Genomic DNA, 16459 nt, shown 5'->3' on the forward strand with positions numbered 1-16459 from the left:
GGCGGACGGCCAATCAGACGGCCGCGGCTCAGACGGCGGCGGTGGCCGGCTCCGGGGCCTCCGGCCCCTGCGCGGCGCCGCTCCGGGCCGCCTCCTGGTCGCGCCGCTCGCGGCGGACGAGGATCACCCAGCCGACCGGCACGCCGGACGCGAACAGCCACCACTGGACGGCGTACGCCATGTGCGCGCCGATCGAGTCGTGGTCGGGCTCCGGGATCTGCTCCGGGGACTCGGTGACCGGGCCGGTCTGCTCGACATAGCCGCCGAGCACCGTCGCGCCGATCAGCTCGGCCTGCTGGGCGCTGTTGATCAGCATGACCTGACGGTCCGGAAGTCCGCGCAGGTCCTTGATGCCGCTGGCGCCGGTGGTCTCGTCGGCCTTCAGCCGGCCGGCGATCGTCACCTCGCCCCCGGGGGCGGGCGGCACCTCGGGATATGCCTTCTGGTCCGGGGCGGCGGGCACCCAGCCCCGGTTCACCAGCACGGCCCGGCCGTCCTTCAGGACCAGCGGGGTGAGCACGAGCATGCCGACGTTCTCGTCGGCGTTGGTGCGGCGGCGCACCACGACCTCGTGCGCGGTGTCGAACGTGCCGGTGGCGGTGACCTTCCGCCAGTAGTCGCCGCGCGGGACGGTGTGACCGGGTGAGGTCAGGGTCTCGACGGGGACGGGCTTCGCCTTCAGGTTGTCCGCGATCAGGGCGTTCTGGGCGACCCGGCGCTCGTGCCGGTGGAACTGCCAGAAGCCCAGCTTGATCATCACCGGGATGAGCAGGAGAGCGACGAGGGTGAGGATCACCCACTGCCGGGACAACAGGAAGCGGTACACCCCACGACCGTACCTCTCGGGCCGTGGGGTGCTCGCAGGGGGGTTCCGCCGGGGCGCCGGGCGGAACCGGGCTCACACCTTGTCGACGATGCCCACCTTTCCCTCCGCGCGGGCGCAGTGGCCGCCGCAGTACCAGTTGCCCTCGACCTCGACGCCCTGGCCGATGATCTGGACCCGGCAGTGCTCGCAGATGGGCGCCATGCGGTGGATGGCGCAGGCGAAGCAGTCGAAGACGTGCACCGCGCCCTGCGCGTGCACCTCGAAGGACATGCCGTAATCGTTTCCGCAGACCTCACAACGTGCCATGCGCCACAGGGTGGGCCGCCGGGCGGCCGAACGGGCGGCGGCACGCCCGGCGCGTCACCCGTCTGCCGGGGCCACGTCTCTCAGCAGGTGCGTGTACGCGGCCTCGTCGACGATCGGCGTGCCGTACGCCTTCGCCTTGACGGTCTTGGACGTGGCCGAGTCCGGGTCGTTGGTGACCAGCAGGCTGGTGAGCCGGGAGACGCTGCCCGCGACGTGCAGCCCCGCCTCGACCGTGCGGTCCTCCAGGAGCTCGCGGTCGATGGAGGTGTCGCCGGAGAACGCCACCCGCATGCCCTGCTTGAGAGGTTTGTCGGATTCGTAACGCCCGGGGTTGGGATGCGGGCAAGGCGGCCGCTTCTTCGTCGGACGCCAGCTGTTCCCGTACGAGGACTGCCGGCCGATCCGCGCCGCACCGGACCCGGTCGCGGGCGAGGACGCCCACTCCGTCAGCGGCCGGCACTCGAGCAGCGGCAGCCGCAGACCCTGCTCCGCCGCCGCGTGCAGGCTCGGCCGGAACGCCTCGGCGAGCACCCGCGCGTCGTCCAGCGCGTTGTGCGCGCGCTGCTGCACGACGCCGAAGTGGGCCGCCAGGGACTCCAGCTTGAGGTTGGGCAGCGGCAGCGCCAGCTCCTTGGCGAGCGCGATGGTGCACAGCCGCTGCCGCACCGGCGCGGTCCGCTCGGCGCGCGCGTACTCGCGGGCGAGCATGCCCCAGTCGAAGATCGCGTTGTGAGCGACGAGCACCCGGCCGTCGAGCCGCTCGGACAACTCCCCGGCCACGTCCGGGAAGAGCGGGGCGTCCGCCAGCATCTCGTCGGTCAGCCCGTGGATCCAGACCGGGCCGGGATCCCGCTCCGGGTTGACGAGGGTGTACCAGTGGTCCTCGACCTCGCCGCGGGCGTCCAGCCGGTAGACGGCAGCCGACACTATCCGGTCGTCGCGGGCGAGGCCGGTGGTCTCCACGTCGACGACCGCGTACCCCTGCGGGTACGCGGCCGGCCACGCTGCTGCGGTCGTACGGTCGTCGAGCATGGTCATTGAGAATACGGCCCCGCACGGACACCCTCGTCCCCGGAGTCCAGCAAACCGGACACCAGCGCCCGAATCGAGCGCGTGAACAACCGGTCCGTGTCGATCGGACGGGCCAGCGCGCGGGCGAGCGCCGGGTCGTCCCCGGTGGTCTCGCCCGCCCACAGGTCCTGTTCGGCAGGGGACTGGGCGGGGGCGCGCTCGCGGTTGCGCTCCACCAGGACATGGCCGACGACGTGGAACTGCACCGCCCGCACCACCCCGGCCGCCCGGGCCCCGCGCAGCCCCGCCGCGTGCACCTCGAGGACCAGCGCCTGCTGGGCGGGCAGGAACATGCGTTCCGTCAGGCCCCGTTCGTGCACCATCGCCACCAGATGCGGACGCGCCCGCAGTTCGCGGCGGAGCGCCCGGGCCACCGAGACGATCCGCCCGGCCGGGGTCGCGCCGCGCGGGCGGATCGCGCCGAGGTCGGCGACGGTCCGCTCGACGAGCGCGTCGAGCAGCGACTCCCGGTTGCCGACGTGCCAGTAGATCGAGGTCACCGCGGTGCCCAGTTCGGCGGCGAGCTTGCGCATCGTCAGGGCGTCCGGCCCGTGCTGCCGCACCAGGGCCGCCGCCGTGTCGAGGACCTGCTCCCGGGTCAGCGCGCTGCGTGCCATCCGTCCCCCTTCCGTTCCGTGCAAGGGCCGTTCCGTGCACGGGTCTTTACCCTTCATCCCCGCCGGTGTAACTGTGTTACAGAACCGACCCCCGACGAGAACCGAAGGGTGGTACGTCATGGCACGTGTACGGTACGGCGCGCGCACCGAGGAGGAGCTCGCGGCCGCCCGCGGCGCGAACGCGAAACTCCCCGACATCTGGTCCACCGGCGTCGTCGCGGTCTGGGAGACCGACCCCGACGTGGTGGCGGCCGTGCTGCCGCCCCCGCTCAAACCCGCCGAACGCCCCCTGGTGCGGGCGAACATCAGCAAGGTCGACCTGCCCGGATACCCGCTCGGCGCCGGCTCGGTGGCCGTCGCCGCCGGCCACGGCGACCAGCAGGGCTGGTACCCGCTGGTCATGCCGATGACCCACGAGCGGGCCCTGACCGGCGGCCGCGAGGTCTTCGGCGAACCGAAGAAGCTCGGCGAGGTCACCGTCGAACGCGACGGGCTCGTGGTCCGCGCCGTGCTCGCCCGGCACGGCATCGCCTTCGTCGAGGTGCGCGGCGCGGTCTCCGGCCCGCTGCCGCTGCCCGAGCCCGCCGACAAGACCGACTTCTACTTCAAGTTCCTTCCTGCCGTGGACGGTTCGGGCCTCGAAGGGGACCCGGTCCTGGTCCACTGCGTCCGCCACGAGAAGGTGCGCAGGCTGGAGGCGGTCACCGGCGACGTGGTGCTGCGCGAGTCCATGTACGACCCGGTCGCCGACCTGCCGGTCCGCCGGCTCGTCGAGATCACCGTCGGCGAGAAGACCACCGACCAGAAGGGCCGGGTCGTCGAACGGGTCGCCGCCGAGGTCCTGCTGCCGTACATCCACCAGCGCTACGACGACCCCCGGCAGGTGCTCGACGGACCGCCCGAGGGGAGCGTCTGATGCGGCTCGAACCCGGCCAGGTCGCGGTCGTCACGGGCGCGGCGAGCGGCATCGGCCTCGCCATGGCCCGCCGGTTCGCCGCGGAGGGGCTGGCGGTCGTGCTCGCCGACGTCGAGGAGGCGGCGCTCGCCAAGGCGGCGGACGAGCTGATGGAGAGCGGGGCACACGTCCTCGCCCGGACGGTGGACGTCGGTGACGCCGACTCCGTACGCACCCTGGCGGACGCCGCGTACGCGACCTTCGGCGCCGTCCACGTGCTCTGCAACAACGCGGGCGTCGGCTCCGGGGCCGAGGGCCGGATGTGGGAGCACGAACCCAACGACTGGAAGTGGGCCTTCGCGGTCAACGTCTGGGGCGTCTTCCACGGCGTGCAGGCCTTCGTGCCGCGGATGATCGAGGGCGGCGGGCCCGGCCACGTCGTCAACACCTCCTCCGGCGACGGCGGCATCGCCCCGCTGCCCACCGCCTCCGTCTACGCCGTCACCAAGGCGGCCGTGGTCACCATGACCGAGTCGCTGTACGCCCATCTGAAGGCCGAGGGCGCACCGGTCGGCGCGTCCGTGCTCTTCCCCGGCCCGCACATGCTGCGCACCGGACTGTGGGAGTCGCACCGCAACCGGCCCGAGCGGTACGCCAAGCAGCGCCCGCGCCGGACCCCGTACCGCACCATCGACCAGTACGAGACCGCGATGAGGCAGGCCGGGCACGAGGTGCGGTTCACGCCCGTCGAGGAGGTCGCCGGCCATGTCGTCGACGGCATCCGCGCCGACCGGTTCTGGATCCTCCCGGAGAGCGAGCACAGCGACCGGCAGATCCGCGCCCGCGCGCAGTCGATGCTCGACCGCGCCAATCCGTCGTACCTGGAGAACTTCATCCTGGACTGAGGGGGGACCGCCGTGGCCCACGACGACCCGTACCTGATCATCTCCTCCGACTGCCACGCCGGACTGCCCACCGAGCAGTACCGGCCCTATCTGGACTCCCGCTTCCACCGCGCCTTCGACGAGTTCCTCGCCGGCCGGGACGCCCGCCGCGCGGCGATGACCCGGCTCGGGGTGCGCAACGAGGCGTTCGCCGAGAAGTGGTTCAGCGACAACGAGGAAGGGCTGCGCGGCGGCTGGGACACCGCGCAGCGGCTCAAGGAGCTCGACGGCGACGGCGTCGCCGCCGAGGTCGTCTTCCCCGACGCGGACGCCGTCGACAGCCAGACCGCCGCGCCCTTCGGCGTCGGCCTCGGGCTCTCCGGCGACCAGGACCCCGAGCTCGGCATGGCGGGCGCGCAGGCGCACAACCGCTGGCTCGCCGAGTTCGTGGGCGGGAACGCCGAGAACGCAGCACGGCACTGCGGCGTCGCCCTGCTGCCGGTCACCGCCGACGTCGACAAGGTCGTCGCCGAGATCCACCGGGCCAAGGAGTCCGGGCTCGGCGCGCTGATGATCCCGTCGATGTGGGTGGACAAGGAGCCGTACCACGACCGCCGTTACGACCCGGTGTGGGCGGCCGCCGCCGATACCGGGATGCCGCTGGTCACCCACTCCGGCGCGGCCCCGCGCGAGGAGTACGGCGACCACCTCGGCATCTACGTCTCCGAGGTCACCTGGTGGCCGGCCCGGCCGCTGTGGTTCCTGCTGTGGTCCGGGGTCTTCGAGCGCCACCCGGGGCTGCGGTTCGGCGTCGCCGAGTCCGGCTGCTGGTGGCTGCCGAACCTGCTGTGGTTCATGGACCGGCTCTATCTGGGCGCGCACGGCGGCAAGAAGCTGTCCCCGTTCGCCGAGCTGAGGCGGCCGCCGAGCGAGTACCTCGACCGGCAGGTGTTCATCTGCGCCACCAACACCAAACGGCGCGAGCTGGCGCAGCGGTACGAGATCGGCGTCGACAACATCCTGTGGGGCAGCGACTTCCCGCACCCCGAGGGCACCTGGCCGCGCACCCGGGGCTGGCTGCGCGACACCTTCCACGACATCCCGGTCGACGAGACCCGCCGGATCCTGGGCCTGGCCGCGGCGGAGGTGTTCGGCTTCGACACGGCGAAGCTGGAGCCGATCGCCCGCCGCATCGGCCCCACCCCGGCCGAGCTCGGCCAGCCGGAGGACCAGACCGCCGTCGAGGCGTCCTGGGCGCGCTCGCGCGAGGTGGGCCGGCACTGGCTGACGGGGCACGACTTCCCGTCGATCGGCGCGGCGTCATGACGGACCGGTACACCGTGATCTCGGCCGACTGCCATGCCGGCGCCGACCTCCTCGACTACAAGCCGTACCTGGAGAAGCGCCACCACGACGACTTCGACGCCTGGGCGGCCGCGTACGTCAACCCGTACGAGGACCTGCTCGCCGACACCGCCGACCGCAACTGGAACTCGCAGCGCCGGCTGCGGGAGCTGGAGGCGGACGGCATCGTCGCCGAGGTCGTCTTCCCCAACACCATTCCGCCGTTCTTCCCGTCGGCCTCGCTGATGGCGCCCGCGCCCGGCCTTGCGGAGTACGAGCAGCGCTGGGCCGGACTGCGGGCGCACAACCGCTGGCTGGCCGACTTCTGCGCGGACGCGCCGGGACGGCGGGCGGGGGTCGCGCAGATCCTGCTCAACGACGTCGACGAGGCGGTACGGGAGATCCGCCGCGCCAAGGAGGCGGGCCTGACCGGCGGCGTCCTGCTGCCCGGCGCGCCGCCCGGCAGCGGGATCCCGGAGCTGTACGCCGCTGTGTACGACCCGATCTGGGCGGTCTGCGCCGAGCTGGACGTGCCGGTCAACCACCACGGCGGCTCGGCGTCGCCGCCGCTCGGCGACGAGCCGGCCGCGCGGGCGGTGTTCATGGTGGAGACGACGTGGTTCTCGCACCGGGCGCTGTGGCACCTGATCTTCGGCGGGGCGTTCCGCCGGCACCCCTCGCTGAAACTGGTGCTGACGGAGCAGGGGTCGGGCTGGATCCCCGGCGTCCTGGAGATGCTGGACTACTACCACGACCGGCTGGTGGCGGCCACGACGAAGGCGGCGACGGCGGAGTCGAAGTTCGGCGCGGGCCTGGCGGCGCACATGGGCCGTGGCCCCAGCGAGGTGTGGCGGGACAACTGCTTCGTCGGCGCGAGCTTCATGCGCCCGCACGAGGTGCCGCTGCGCGAGCGGATCGGCCTGGACAAGATCATGTGGGGCAGCGACTACCCGCACGACGAGGGCACCGCGCCGTACTCCCGCGAGGGCCTGCGGATCGCCTACGCGGGGCTGCCGCGGGAGGAGGTAGCGGCGATGGCCGGCGGCAACGCGGCCCGCGTGTACGGCTTCGACCTGGCGTACCTGGACACCCTGGCCGCCGTCCACGGCCCCACGGTGGCCGAGATCGCCGAACCCCTCAAGGAGGTCCCGCCCGCGGCCACCAGCCCGGCGTTCGCCCCGGGCGGGTCGGTCCGCGTCTGGTGACGCGGCGGGTGAGACCCTCCCGGGGTGACTGAAGCCCCAGCACACGACGAGGCCCACGGCGGCGGGCTCGGCACCCGGCTGAACTGGCTCCGGGCCGCCGTCCTCGGCGCGAACGACGGAGTCGTCTCCACCGCGGGCCTCGTCGTCGGCGTCGCCGGCGCCACCGAGTCGCAGTCCGCGCTGCTCACCGCGGGCCTCTCCGGACTGCTGGCCGGCTCGATGTCGATGGCGGCGGGGGAGTACGTCTCGGTCTCCACCCAGCGCGACTCGGAACTGGCGGCGCTGGCCCAGGAACGCCGCGAACTGCGCGAGCGCCCCGAGGCCGAACTCGCCGAACTCACCGAGCTCCTCGCCCGCCGCGGCCTGAGCCAGGACGTCGCCCACGAGGCCGCCGTCCAGCTCACCGAACGCGACGCCCTGCGCGCCCACGCCCGCGTGGAGCTGGGCATCAACCCCGACGAGCTGACCATCCCCTGGCACGCGGCGGGCGCCAGCTTCCTCGCCTTCACGGTCGGCGCCCTGCTCCCGCTGCTCGCGATCGTCCTCCCGCCCGCCGACGACCGCCTCTGGGTCACCGTCCTCTCCGTCCTCACCGCCCTCGCCCTCACCGGCTGGTGGAGCGCCCGCCTGGGCGCCGCCCCACCCACCCGAGCCATCCTCCGCAACGCCGCCGGCGGCGCCCTGGCGATGGGCGTGACGTACGCGGCGGGTTCGTTGCTGGGGGCGGCGGGGGTCTAGTACTCCGGCCTGTACCCGGCGCCCTTGTCGGAAGTAGCCAAAGGTTGCTGACATCTCGTCTTACTTACTTGTGCGTAACGACGTCTAGCCGCGCCGCCGCCCCGCCTCTACCTTCAGCGCATGCCGAACCTGCCCGATGTCGTGCTGTGGTCGATACCCGCCTTCGTGGTGCTCACCGTCGTGGAGATGGTCGGTTACCGGATCCATCCCGACGACGACAAGGCCGGGTACGAGGCCAAGGACGCCGCGACCAGTGTGGGCATGGGGCTGGGGAGTCTGTTCTTCGACGTGGTGTGGAAGATCCCGGTCGTCGCGATCTACGGCGCGGTCTACGCGCTCACCCCGCTCCGGGTGCCGGTGCTGTGGTGGACGGTTCCGCTGATGCTGCTGGCGCAGGACTTCTGCTACTACTGGCAGCACCGCGGCCATCATGTGGTGCGGATCCTGTGGGCCTCCCATGTGGTGCACCACAGCAGCCGGAAGTTCAATCTCAGCACCGCCCTCCGGCAGCCCTGGACCGGGTTCACCTCCTGGCCGTTCTATCTGCCGATGCTCGTGCTCGGCGTGCATCCGGCGGCCGTCGCCTTCTGTTCCTCGGTGAACCTCGTGTACCAGTTCTGGATCCACACCGAGCGGATCGACCGGCTGCCGCGGCCCGTCGAGTACGTCTTCAACACGCCCTCGCACCACCGCGTGCACCACGCCTCGCAGGGCGGCTACCTCGACCGGAACTTCGGCGGGGTGCTCATCGTCTGGGACCGGCTCTTCGGGACCTGGGTGGGGGAGACGGACCGGCCCGTCTTCGGGCTCACCAAGAACATCGCCACCTACAACCCGCTGCGGGTCGCCACCCACGAGTACGCGGCCATCGCCCGTGATCTGCGGGCGGCCGGCAGCTGGCGCGAGCGGGGCGGGCGGGTGTTCCGGGGGCCCGGGTGGGAGCCGGGGGCGGGGGCGGGCTCGTGAGGAGGGCCGTGAGGAGGAGAGCCGTCGCCTCCCGGGTGCTGCTCGGCGCGTTCCTGATCGCCGCCGTCGTCGACCTCGGCTCGCTGCTCGTCGGGGCCGAGGCCGGGCATCTCGCCGCCAAGCCGTTGCTCATGCCGCTGCTCGCCGCGTACGCGGCCGCCCGCAGGGCCCCGGCGTCGCTGGTCGCCGCGCTGCTGTTCGGGTGGGGCGGGGACGTCCTGCTGCTCGGGGACGCCGACGGGGCGTTCCTCGCCGGGATGGGCTGTTTCGCCGCCGGGCATGTCTGCTACCTGCTGCTCTTCGGGCGGCGCTCCACCTCCCCGGCGCTCGGCCTGCTGTACGCCGGAGTCCTCGCCGTCACCGTCCTCGCCCTGTGGCCCGATCTGCCCGCCGGCCTGCGCGTACCCGTCGCCGCCTACTCGCTGCTGCTGACCGCCGTGGCCTACCGGTCCAGCTCGCTCGGGCTCCTCGCCGGGGCCGGTGGCGCGCTGTTCCTGCTGTCCGACACGCTCATCGCCACCGCCCTCGCCGACTGGCCCCAGCCGCCCTTCCCGGACTTCTGGGTCATGGCGACCTACCTCGCGGCGCAGTTCCTGCTGACCGAGGGCACCCTGCGAGCGAGGTACGGTGAATGTCGTACAACCAGTCGTACGACCAGCCGTACAGCCATCTGACAGCGAGGACCGTCCGTCATGCGCGCCACCACCATTCACGCCCCGTTCGACCTGCGCGTGGAGGACGTGCCCGATCCGGTGATCAAGGAGCCCACGGACGTCGTGCTGCGGGTGCTGCGGGCCTGCATCTGCGGCAGCGACCTGTGGGCGTACCGCGGCGAGTCCGCGCGGCAGCCGGGCCAGCGCATCGGCCACGAGTTCCTCGGCATCGTCGAGGCGGCCGGGGCGGACGTGACCGGCTTCGCGGCCGGCGACCTCGTCGTCGCGCCGTTCGTCTGGTCCGACGGCACCTGCGACTACTGCCGCGAGGGCCTGCACACCTCCTGCCCGAGCGGCGGCTTCTGGGGCTCGGTCGGCTCCGACGGCGGCCAGGGCGAGGCCGTACGGGTGCCCCACGCCGACGGCACCCTGGTCAAGCTGCCCGCCGACGCCGCCTCCGACGACCGGCTGCTCACCGCGCTGCTCGCGCTCTCCGACGTCCTCGGCACCGGCCACCACGCCGCCCTCGGGGCGGGGGTCCGCAAGGGCTCCACCGTCGCCGTGGTCGGCGACGGGGCGGTCGGCCTCTGCGGCGTGCTGGCGGCCAGGCGCCTCGGCGCCGAGCGGATCATCGCCCTGGGCCGGCACACCGCCCGCACCGACATCGCCCGCACCTTCGGCGCGACCGACGTCGTCGCCGAGCGCGGCGAGGCCGCCGAGGCGGCCGTCCGCGAACTCACCGGCGGCCAGGGCGCGCACGCCGTCATCGAGGCCGTCGGCACCGAGCAGTCCATGCGCACCGCCGTGAACATCACCCGCGACGGCGGCGCGATCGGCTACGTCGGCGTCCCGCACGGCAGCGGCACGGGCCTGGACCTGTCGGTCATGTTCGACCGCAACATCTCCCTGCGCGGCGGCGTCGCGCCCGTCCGCGCGTACATCCCCGAGCTGCTCCCCGACGTCCTCAGCGGCGCCGTCGACCCGTCGCCGGTGTTCGACATGACGGTCGGCCTCGACGGCGTTCCGGACGGCTACAAGGCCATGGACGAGCGCACCGCGCTGAAGGTCCTCGTCAAGCCGTGAGCCACGCGGGGTCGTCGGCCCCGGGCAGGCCCGGCGGGCGCGACCAGCCCGCCGGGCCGCCCTCGTACGCGACGGGGGAGAGCGCGTGCCGCACGCGCCCCAGCGGGCCCTCCGTCTCGGTGACGTACCGCTCGGGCTCGTACCGCGGCAGGGCGTGGGTCAGCCAGTGGCCCGTCTGGGCGAGCGCCAGGCGGACGAGGCGGGTGCCGCCGTCCCGGTCCTGTTCGGTCAGCGAGCGCAGGACGGCCGCCGCCAGCAGATAGCCCGTACCGTGGTCCAGCGCCTGCGCCGGCAGCCAGTACGGCTCCTCCTCCGCGCCCTCGACCACCGCGATCCCGCTCGCCGCCTGGACCAGGCTGTCGAAGCCCCGCCGCCCGCCCCACGGCCCGTAGTCGCCCCAGGCGGAGAGCCGGGCGGTCACCAGACCGGGCCGGTACAGGTCGAAGCGGTCCAGGGCGCCGGGACGGTAGCCGGTGACCAGGACGTCGGCGGCGTCGAGGAGTTCGTCGAAGGTGCGCCGGTCGGACGGCCGGTCCAGGTCCAGCGCGGCGGACCGCTTGCCGACGGCCGCGTCGGCGTGCAGGTCCGGCAGTTCGGGGTTGCCCGGCGGGTCGATCCGCAGCACGTCCGCGCCGAGCAGCGCCAGGGTCCGGGTCGCGACCGGCCCGGCGATGACCCGGGTCAGGTCCAGGACCCGCAGGGGGCCCGAACGCCGCCTCGGGGGCGCCTCGTCGAGCCGTTCCCTCGTCAGCAGCGGCCGGGCGGCGACCTCCCGGCCCTGCTCGTGCGCGGCCCACTGCTCGGGGGTGCGTACGGCCACGGCGCAGCCGCCGGCCGCGTACACCGCCGTCTCCAGCTCCACGGCCGTACGCTCCCTGAGCGCGTCGTAGACGGCGGTGTCCGGCGCGTCCTCGGTCAGGCCCAGGGCCGTGTAGAAGGCCGCCCTGTGGTGCGGATAGTTGGCGTGACCGCGGATCCAGCCGTCGCCGACGCGCAGGCAGGAGGAGAACTTGGCGAAGTTCACCGGCCTGCGGCGGTCGACGCTCAGGTGGCGCTCGCTCGTGAAGGCGGTGGCCACCGCCCCGTCGTCCACCCGTACCGGACCCGGCAGCCCCGCCTGCTCGACCGCGGCCAGAGAACAGACCGCGACCGTGGCCCGCGCCAGGTCCATCACGGGCAGCCGGGCGGCCAGCAGCCCCGACGGACCCGTGTACTCGACCCGGTCGGTCAGGGCGGGATCGCCGTCGAGGACCGCCCACAGCAACTCCGTGGCGCTGCCCACCGTGTTGCTCATGCCGTTGCTCATGCCGCTGCCCGTGCCGTCGCCCATGGCCGCATGATCGCACTCCTCGTGCCGGCCGGACCTCGTACGACTCCACAATAGATAGCGGATAATGCTACTATCCATTCTATCGGCCGCGTCATCGCAGGTCGCAAGCAGGCTCACCGAAAGGAAGCTCCTTCCATGTTCGGCACTCTGATGCTCCTCGCCGTCCCCACCCTGCTGTTCCGGCTGCTCGGCGCGTTCGGCGTCGGACGGTTCGCCACCTGGCGGGTGTCCGCCGCGCACGGTCTCGCGGTCATGCTGCTGTTCACGGCGAGCGCCCACTTCGTCCCCTCGGCGCTCGGCCCCATGCCCGGCCATCACGACCTGGTCGCGATGGTCCCGCCGTTCGTGCCGTTCCCCCGCCTCGCCGTGTACGCGACAGGCGTCCTGGAACTCCTCGGCGCCGCCGGACTCGTCCTGGCGGCGACCCGGCGCATCGCGGCGTTCGGCCTGGTCGTGCTGTTCGTCGTGATGCTCCCGGCCAACATCCACGCGGCCGTCGAGCAGATCCCCTTCAACGGGGAGCCGGCGACACCGCTGTGGTTCAGGATTCCGGAGCAGCTGCTCTTCATCGGCGTCGCCCTGTGGGCCTCCTCCTCCGTGCGCGCCGCGGCTCCCCGCCGGGCCGAAGCGACGGCGGTCCGCTAGACACGGGCCGACAGACGAAGGGGCCCCGGTGCGGCATGCCGCACCGGGGCCCCTCGCGTCAATAGGTGTTACCTGCGCACGGCGTCCAGCGCGTCGACGACGCCCTCGCCGTAGAAGCTGTTGCGGCCGGTGCCGCCCTCGCAGACCGCGTCCACGGTGCCGTCACCGTCGATGTCGTACGGGTTCGTGCAGGCGTGGTTGTCGGCCTGGCCGTACAGCAGCTCCTTGAGCTCCGCCGGCGACGCGTCCAGGTGCCGCGACTTGATCAGCGCGAGCACACCGGCGGCGTGCGGGGCGGCCATGGACGTGCCGGCCTTGTAGTTGTAGCCGCCGTTGACCGTGGTCGACAGGATGCGGCCGTTGACCGCCGGGGCGTCCGGGGTCTGGTACTCGGTGCGGTCGCCGCCGGGCGCCGAGATGTCGACGACGCCCTTGCCGTAGTTCGAGTACGAGGCCTTCAGGCCCTTCGCACCGGTCGCGGAGACGGTGACGACGCCCGGGAGCATGGCCGGGTAGTCGAAGCACTCGCGCGGGTTGATCACGCGGGTGACCGGCGTGGTGTCGTTCGGGCTGCTGTCGTCGGTGATCTCGCCCGCCGCCAGGTCCATCTTGGAGTTGCCGGCCGCGGCCACGTTCACCGCGCCCTTGCGCTCGGCGTACCGGCTGGCGCGGGTGACCGCCTCGACGAGGGCCTTCTGGTCCTCGTCGTTCTTGCAGGCGAACAGCCACGGGTCGGTGTAGTAGCTGTTGTTGGTGATGTCGACGCCGTGCTCGGCCGCCCACACGAAGCCACAGACCACGGCCTCGGTGTAGAAGAAGCCCTCCGAGGTGGACACCTTGATGCCGGAGACCTTCACGCCCGGCGCGACGCCGGTGATGCCGACGCCGTTCTTGGCGGCGGCGATCGTGCCGGCCACGTGCGTGCCGTGGTCGCTCTCGCCCGGCTGCGGACGCCAGGAGCCCGGCGTGGTGTCCGGCTTGCCGGTCACGCAGTTGGCCGAGGCGGCGACGTCGAAGTTCGGGGAGAGGTCCGGGTGCGTGTCGTCGACGCCGGTGTCGATGACGCCGACGGTGACCTTGCTGCTGCCCAGGGTCCGCTCGTGGGCCTTGTCCGCCTTGATGGCCGGCAGGTCCCACTGCAGCGGCTCGAGCGGGTCCTGGCCGTCGGTGGCCTGAGCGGCCGCGGCCAGCGCCTCCGAGCCCGTCAGGGCCTCGGCGCCCTCGCCGACGGAGGTGTCGCGCTGGACGGAGAGCGGCGCGGTGCGCGTCGCGCCGGCGGAGACCACCCCGCGGACCGTGCGGATCGTCTTCGCGAACTCGGGGTTCTGCGAGTGGACGACGATGACGCCGATCCGGTCGTACGACATGACGATGCTGCCGCCGGCCGCGGCGATCGCCCGCTTGACCGCGGCGGCGGTGTGGCGGCCGCCGTCGATGTTCACCACGTACGACAGCTTCGGGCCGTCGTACACGGCGGTGGCCGCCGGAGCCTCGTTCAGCGGCGCGGCGTTCGCGCCGGTGGGCAGGAAGCCCAGCGAGGCCGTGAGCGCCAGACCGGCGGGCAGAGCGAGTATGCGCCCGCGTCTGGTTCCCAGATGAGCCATGGGTTCTCCACATCATCCGTATGTACTGTCCGCACACCCGTTGTGCGTGGACAGGTGCATGACGAGTGAAGCTATCGCTGATCTTCCCGGCACATCAATGCGTCGAGACGCCCGGATGAAGAAAAAAAGATCCGCGTGAACCGCTTCGTCACCCGCTCCGTGCCGTTGTGCAGGGGAGGAGCTCTTTGAGGCTCCGTTCCCCCCACCCCCCAGTGAGGTCCCCCTTGTCCATGCCCACCGCAGCGTCGCGAGGAGAATCCGTGGCTACCGAGGCAACACCGCCGCCCCCCGGCGGAACGGCCACCACACCCGTCCCGCCCACGACCGAGCGCTTCGTCGAGATGCAGCAGAGCGCGGAGTTCGGCGAGCTGCGCCGTGCGCACCGCTCGTTCGCCTTCCCCCTGACGATCGGCTTCATCGCCTGGTACCTGCTCTACGTGCTGCTCTCCAACTACGCGGGCGGCTTCATGGGCACCAAGGTCGTCGGCAACATCAACGTCGCCCTCGTCCTCGGCCTCGGCCAGTTCCTGACCACCTTCCTCATCGCCTGGTTCTACTCGCGGCACGCGGCCGAGAAGCTCGACCCCAAGGCGGAGGCCATCAAGTCCCGTATGGAGGGCGACGCATGAGCAGCACCTTCGAGGCCGGGACCGCCGTCGCCGTGCTGGCCGCCGGCGGCAGCGCCTCCGAGCACCGGCCGCTGATCATCACCCTCTTCGCGGCCTTCGTCGTCGCCACCCTCTTCATCACCGTCTGGGCCGGCCGGCAGACCCGCAGCGCCGCCGACTTCTACGCCGGCGGCCGCCAGTTCACCGGCTTCCAGAACGGCCTGGCCATCTCCGGCGACTACATGTCCGCCGCCTCGTTCCTCGGCATCGCCGGCGCCATCGCCCTCTTCGGCTACGACGGCTTCCTGTACTCCATCGGCTTCCTCGTCGCCTGGCTGGTCGCCCTGCTCCTGGTCGCCGAACCGCTGCGCAACTCCGGCCGGTTCACCATGGGCGACGTACTCGCCTACCGGATGCGCCAGCGCCCGGTCCGCACCGCCGCCGGCACCTCCACCATCGTGGTCTCGATCTTCTACCTGCTCGCCCAGATGGCCGGCGCCGGCGTCCTCGTCTCGCTGCTGCTCGGCATCACCAGCGACGGCGGCAAGATCGCCATCGTCGCCCTGGTCGGCGTGCTGATGATCGTGTACGTCACCATCGGCGGCATGAAGGGCACCACCTGGGTGCAGATGGTCAAGGCCGTGCTGCTCATCGCCGGCACGCTCCTGATCACCTTCCTGATCCTGCTGAAGTTCGACTTCAACCTCTCCCAGCTGCTCGGCGCGGCCGCCGAGAACAGCGGCAAGGGCGCCGCGTTCCTGGAGCCCGGACTGAAGTACGGCGCCACCGGCATCTCGAAGCTGGACTTCATCTCGCTCGGCATCGCCCTCGTCCTCGGCACCGCCGGCCTGCCGCACATCCTGATCCGCTTCTACACCGTGCCCACCGCCAAGGCCGCCCGGAAGTCCGTCAACTGGGCCATCGGCATCATCGGCGCCTTCTACCTGATGACGATCGTCCTCGGTTTCGGCGCGGCGGCGCTGCTGAAGAACAGCGACATCATCGCCTCCAACAAGGCCGGCAACACCGCCGCCCCGCTCGCCGCCCTCGAGATCGGCGGCGGCGCGGGCTCCACCGGCGGCGCGATCCTGCTCGCCGTCATCTCCGCGGTCGCCTTCGCGACCATCCTCGCCGTGGTCGCCGGACTGACCCTGGCCTCGTCCTCGTCCTTCGCGCACGACATCTACGCCAACGTCATCAGGCGGGGCAAGGCCACCGAGAAGGAGGAGGTCCGGGCCGCCCGCTGGGCGACCGTCCTCATCGGCGTCGTCTCCATCGGGCTCGGCGCCCTCGCCCGTGACCTCAACGTCGCCGGCCTGGTCGCCCTCGCCTTCGCCGTGGCCGCCTCGGCGAACCTGCCGACCATCCTGTACAGCCTGTTCTGGAAGCGGTTCACCACCACCGGCGCGCTGTGGTCGATCTACGGCGGTCTGATCTCCGCGGTCGTCCTGGTGCTGTTCTCGCCGGTCGTCTCCGGCAAGCCGACCTCGATGTTCAAGGAGGCCGACTTCTACTGGTTCCCGCTGGAGAACCCCGGCATCGTCTCCATCCCGCTGGGCTTCCTGCTCGGCTGGCTCGGCTCGGTCCTGTCGAAGGAGAAGCCGGACGCGGGCAAGTACGCGGAGCTCGAGGTCAAGTCCCTGACAGGCGTCGGAGCGCACTGACCGCAGCCGAACGGACACCC

Annotated in this window: 17 protein-coding genes; 11 read left to right on the plus strand and 6 right to left on the minus strand. The window is 72.2% G+C overall.

The genetic code is table 11. The features are described from left to right. Positions 1 to 28: 28 nt before the first annotated feature. The 4 genes from ACGFMM_RS17555 to ACGFMM_RS17570 form a co-directional block, all read right to left on the minus strand. Complete coding sequence (locus ACGFMM_RS17555; RefSeq protein WP_393647219.1) at positions 29 to 826, minus strand: SURF1 family protein; 798 nt, start codon at positions 824 to 826, stop codon at positions 29 to 31. A gap of 72 nt (positions 827 to 898) precedes the next feature. Then, on the minus strand, positions 899 to 1132 hold the full coding sequence (locus ACGFMM_RS17560; protein WP_393647220.1) for a hypothetical protein: 234 nt from the start codon (positions 1130 to 1132) through the stop codon (positions 899 to 901). Positions 1133 to 1186: 54 nt separating this feature from the next. Next, the gene (locus ACGFMM_RS17565) at positions 1187 to 2170 is read right to left on the minus strand and encodes a DEDDh family exonuclease (RefSeq protein WP_393647221.1); all 984 of its coding nucleotides are present in this window, start codon (positions 2168 to 2170) and stop codon (positions 1187 to 1189) included. Continuing rightward, complete coding sequence (locus ACGFMM_RS17570) at positions 2167 to 2820, minus strand: TetR/AcrR family transcriptional regulator (protein WP_393647222.1); 654 nt, start codon at positions 2818 to 2820, stop codon at positions 2167 to 2169. The genes ACGFMM_RS17565 and ACGFMM_RS17570 overlap by 4 nt, the downstream gene beginning before the upstream one ends. A 118-nt stretch (positions 2821 to 2938) precedes the next feature. Here ACGFMM_RS17570 and ACGFMM_RS17575 point away from each other — a divergent pair, with 118 nt between their 5' ends. The 8 genes from ACGFMM_RS17575 to ACGFMM_RS17610 all read left to right on the plus strand — a co-directional run bounded on the left by ACGFMM_RS17575 (position 2939) and on the right by ACGFMM_RS17610 (position 10588). Next, positions 2939 to 3736: an acetoacetate decarboxylase family protein gene (locus tag ACGFMM_RS17575; protein ID WP_393647223.1), complete on the plus strand. Its 798-nt coding sequence runs from the start codon at positions 2939 to 2941 to the stop codon at positions 3734 to 3736. Then, the gene (locus tag ACGFMM_RS17580; RefSeq protein ID WP_393647224.1) at positions 3736 to 4620 is read left to right on the plus strand and encodes an SDR family NAD(P)-dependent oxidoreductase; all 885 of its coding nucleotides are present in this window, start codon (positions 3736 to 3738) and stop codon (positions 4618 to 4620) included. Before ACGFMM_RS17575 ends, ACGFMM_RS17580 begins: the two co-directional genes overlap by 1 nt. Before the next feature lie 12 nt (positions 4621 to 4632). After that, a complete protein-coding gene (locus tag ACGFMM_RS17585; RefSeq protein ID WP_393647225.1) occupies positions 4633 to 5925 on the plus strand; it encodes an amidohydrolase family protein in 1293 nt (430 codons plus the stop codon). Beyond that, positions 5922 to 7148: an amidohydrolase family protein gene (locus ACGFMM_RS17590; protein WP_393647226.1), complete on the plus strand. Its 1227-nt coding sequence runs from the start codon at positions 5922 to 5924 to the stop codon at positions 7146 to 7148. Before ACGFMM_RS17585 ends, ACGFMM_RS17590 begins: the two co-directional genes overlap by 4 nt. 24 nt (positions 7149 to 7172) lie before the next feature. Further along, positions 7173 to 7886: a VIT family protein gene (locus ACGFMM_RS17595; RefSeq protein ID WP_393647227.1), complete on the plus strand. Its 714-nt coding sequence runs from the start codon at positions 7173 to 7175 to the stop codon at positions 7884 to 7886. Positions 7887 to 8006: 120 nt separating this feature from the next. Then, complete coding sequence (locus ACGFMM_RS17600) at positions 8007 to 8852, plus strand: sterol desaturase family protein (RefSeq protein ID WP_393647228.1); 846 nt, start codon at positions 8007 to 8009, stop codon at positions 8850 to 8852. An 8-nt stretch (positions 8853 to 8860) separates the two neighbouring features. After that, positions 8861 to 9526, plus strand: a complete 666-nt coding sequence (locus ACGFMM_RS17605; protein ID WP_393647229.1) for a lysoplasmalogenase family protein — start codon at positions 8861 to 8863, stop codon at positions 9524 to 9526. An 18-nt stretch (positions 9527 to 9544) separates the two neighbouring features. Then, positions 9545 to 10588, plus strand: coding sequence for a zinc-dependent alcohol dehydrogenase family protein (locus ACGFMM_RS17610; protein ID WP_393647230.1), 1044 nt, complete (start codon positions 9545 to 9547; stop codon positions 10586 to 10588). On the opposite strand, the gene ACGFMM_RS17615 is transcribed toward ACGFMM_RS17610, so the two are convergent. Then, complete coding sequence (locus ACGFMM_RS17615) at positions 10578 to 11918, minus strand: CoA transferase (protein ID WP_393647231.1); 1341 nt, start codon at positions 11916 to 11918, stop codon at positions 10578 to 10580. The genes ACGFMM_RS17610 and ACGFMM_RS17615 overlap by 11 nt on opposite strands. Positions 11919 to 12053: 135 nt before the next feature. Here ACGFMM_RS17615 and ACGFMM_RS17620 point away from each other — a divergent pair, with 135 nt between their 5' ends. Next, positions 12054 to 12563: a hypothetical protein gene (locus tag ACGFMM_RS17620; protein WP_393647232.1), complete on the plus strand. Its 510-nt coding sequence runs from the start codon at positions 12054 to 12056 to the stop codon at positions 12561 to 12563. A 68-nt stretch (positions 12564 to 12631) separates the two neighbouring features. On the opposite strand, the gene ACGFMM_RS17625 is transcribed toward ACGFMM_RS17620, so the two are convergent. Next, complete coding sequence (locus ACGFMM_RS17625; protein WP_393647233.1) at positions 12632 to 14167, minus strand: S8 family serine peptidase; 1536 nt, start codon at positions 14165 to 14167, stop codon at positions 12632 to 12634. 260 nt (positions 14168 to 14427) lie between these two features. Between ACGFMM_RS17625 and ACGFMM_RS17630 the strand changes: the two genes are divergently transcribed. After that, positions 14428 to 14796 (plus strand): DUF485 domain-containing protein, encoded by a 369-nt coding sequence (locus ACGFMM_RS17630; protein WP_393647234.1) that lies wholly within the window; start codon positions 14428 to 14430, stop codon positions 14794 to 14796. Further along, the gene (locus ACGFMM_RS17635; protein WP_393647235.1) at positions 14793 to 16439 is read left to right on the plus strand and encodes a cation acetate symporter; all 1647 of its coding nucleotides are present in this window, start codon (positions 14793 to 14795) and stop codon (positions 16437 to 16439) included. The genes ACGFMM_RS17630 and ACGFMM_RS17635 overlap by 4 nt, the downstream gene beginning before the upstream one ends. Positions 16440 to 16459 lie beyond the last annotated feature (20 nt).

Source organism: Streptomyces sp. NPDC048604 (assembly GCF_043199435.1).
Classification (GTDB): domain Bacteria; phylum Actinomycetota; class Actinomycetes; order Streptomycetales; family Streptomycetaceae; genus Streptomyces.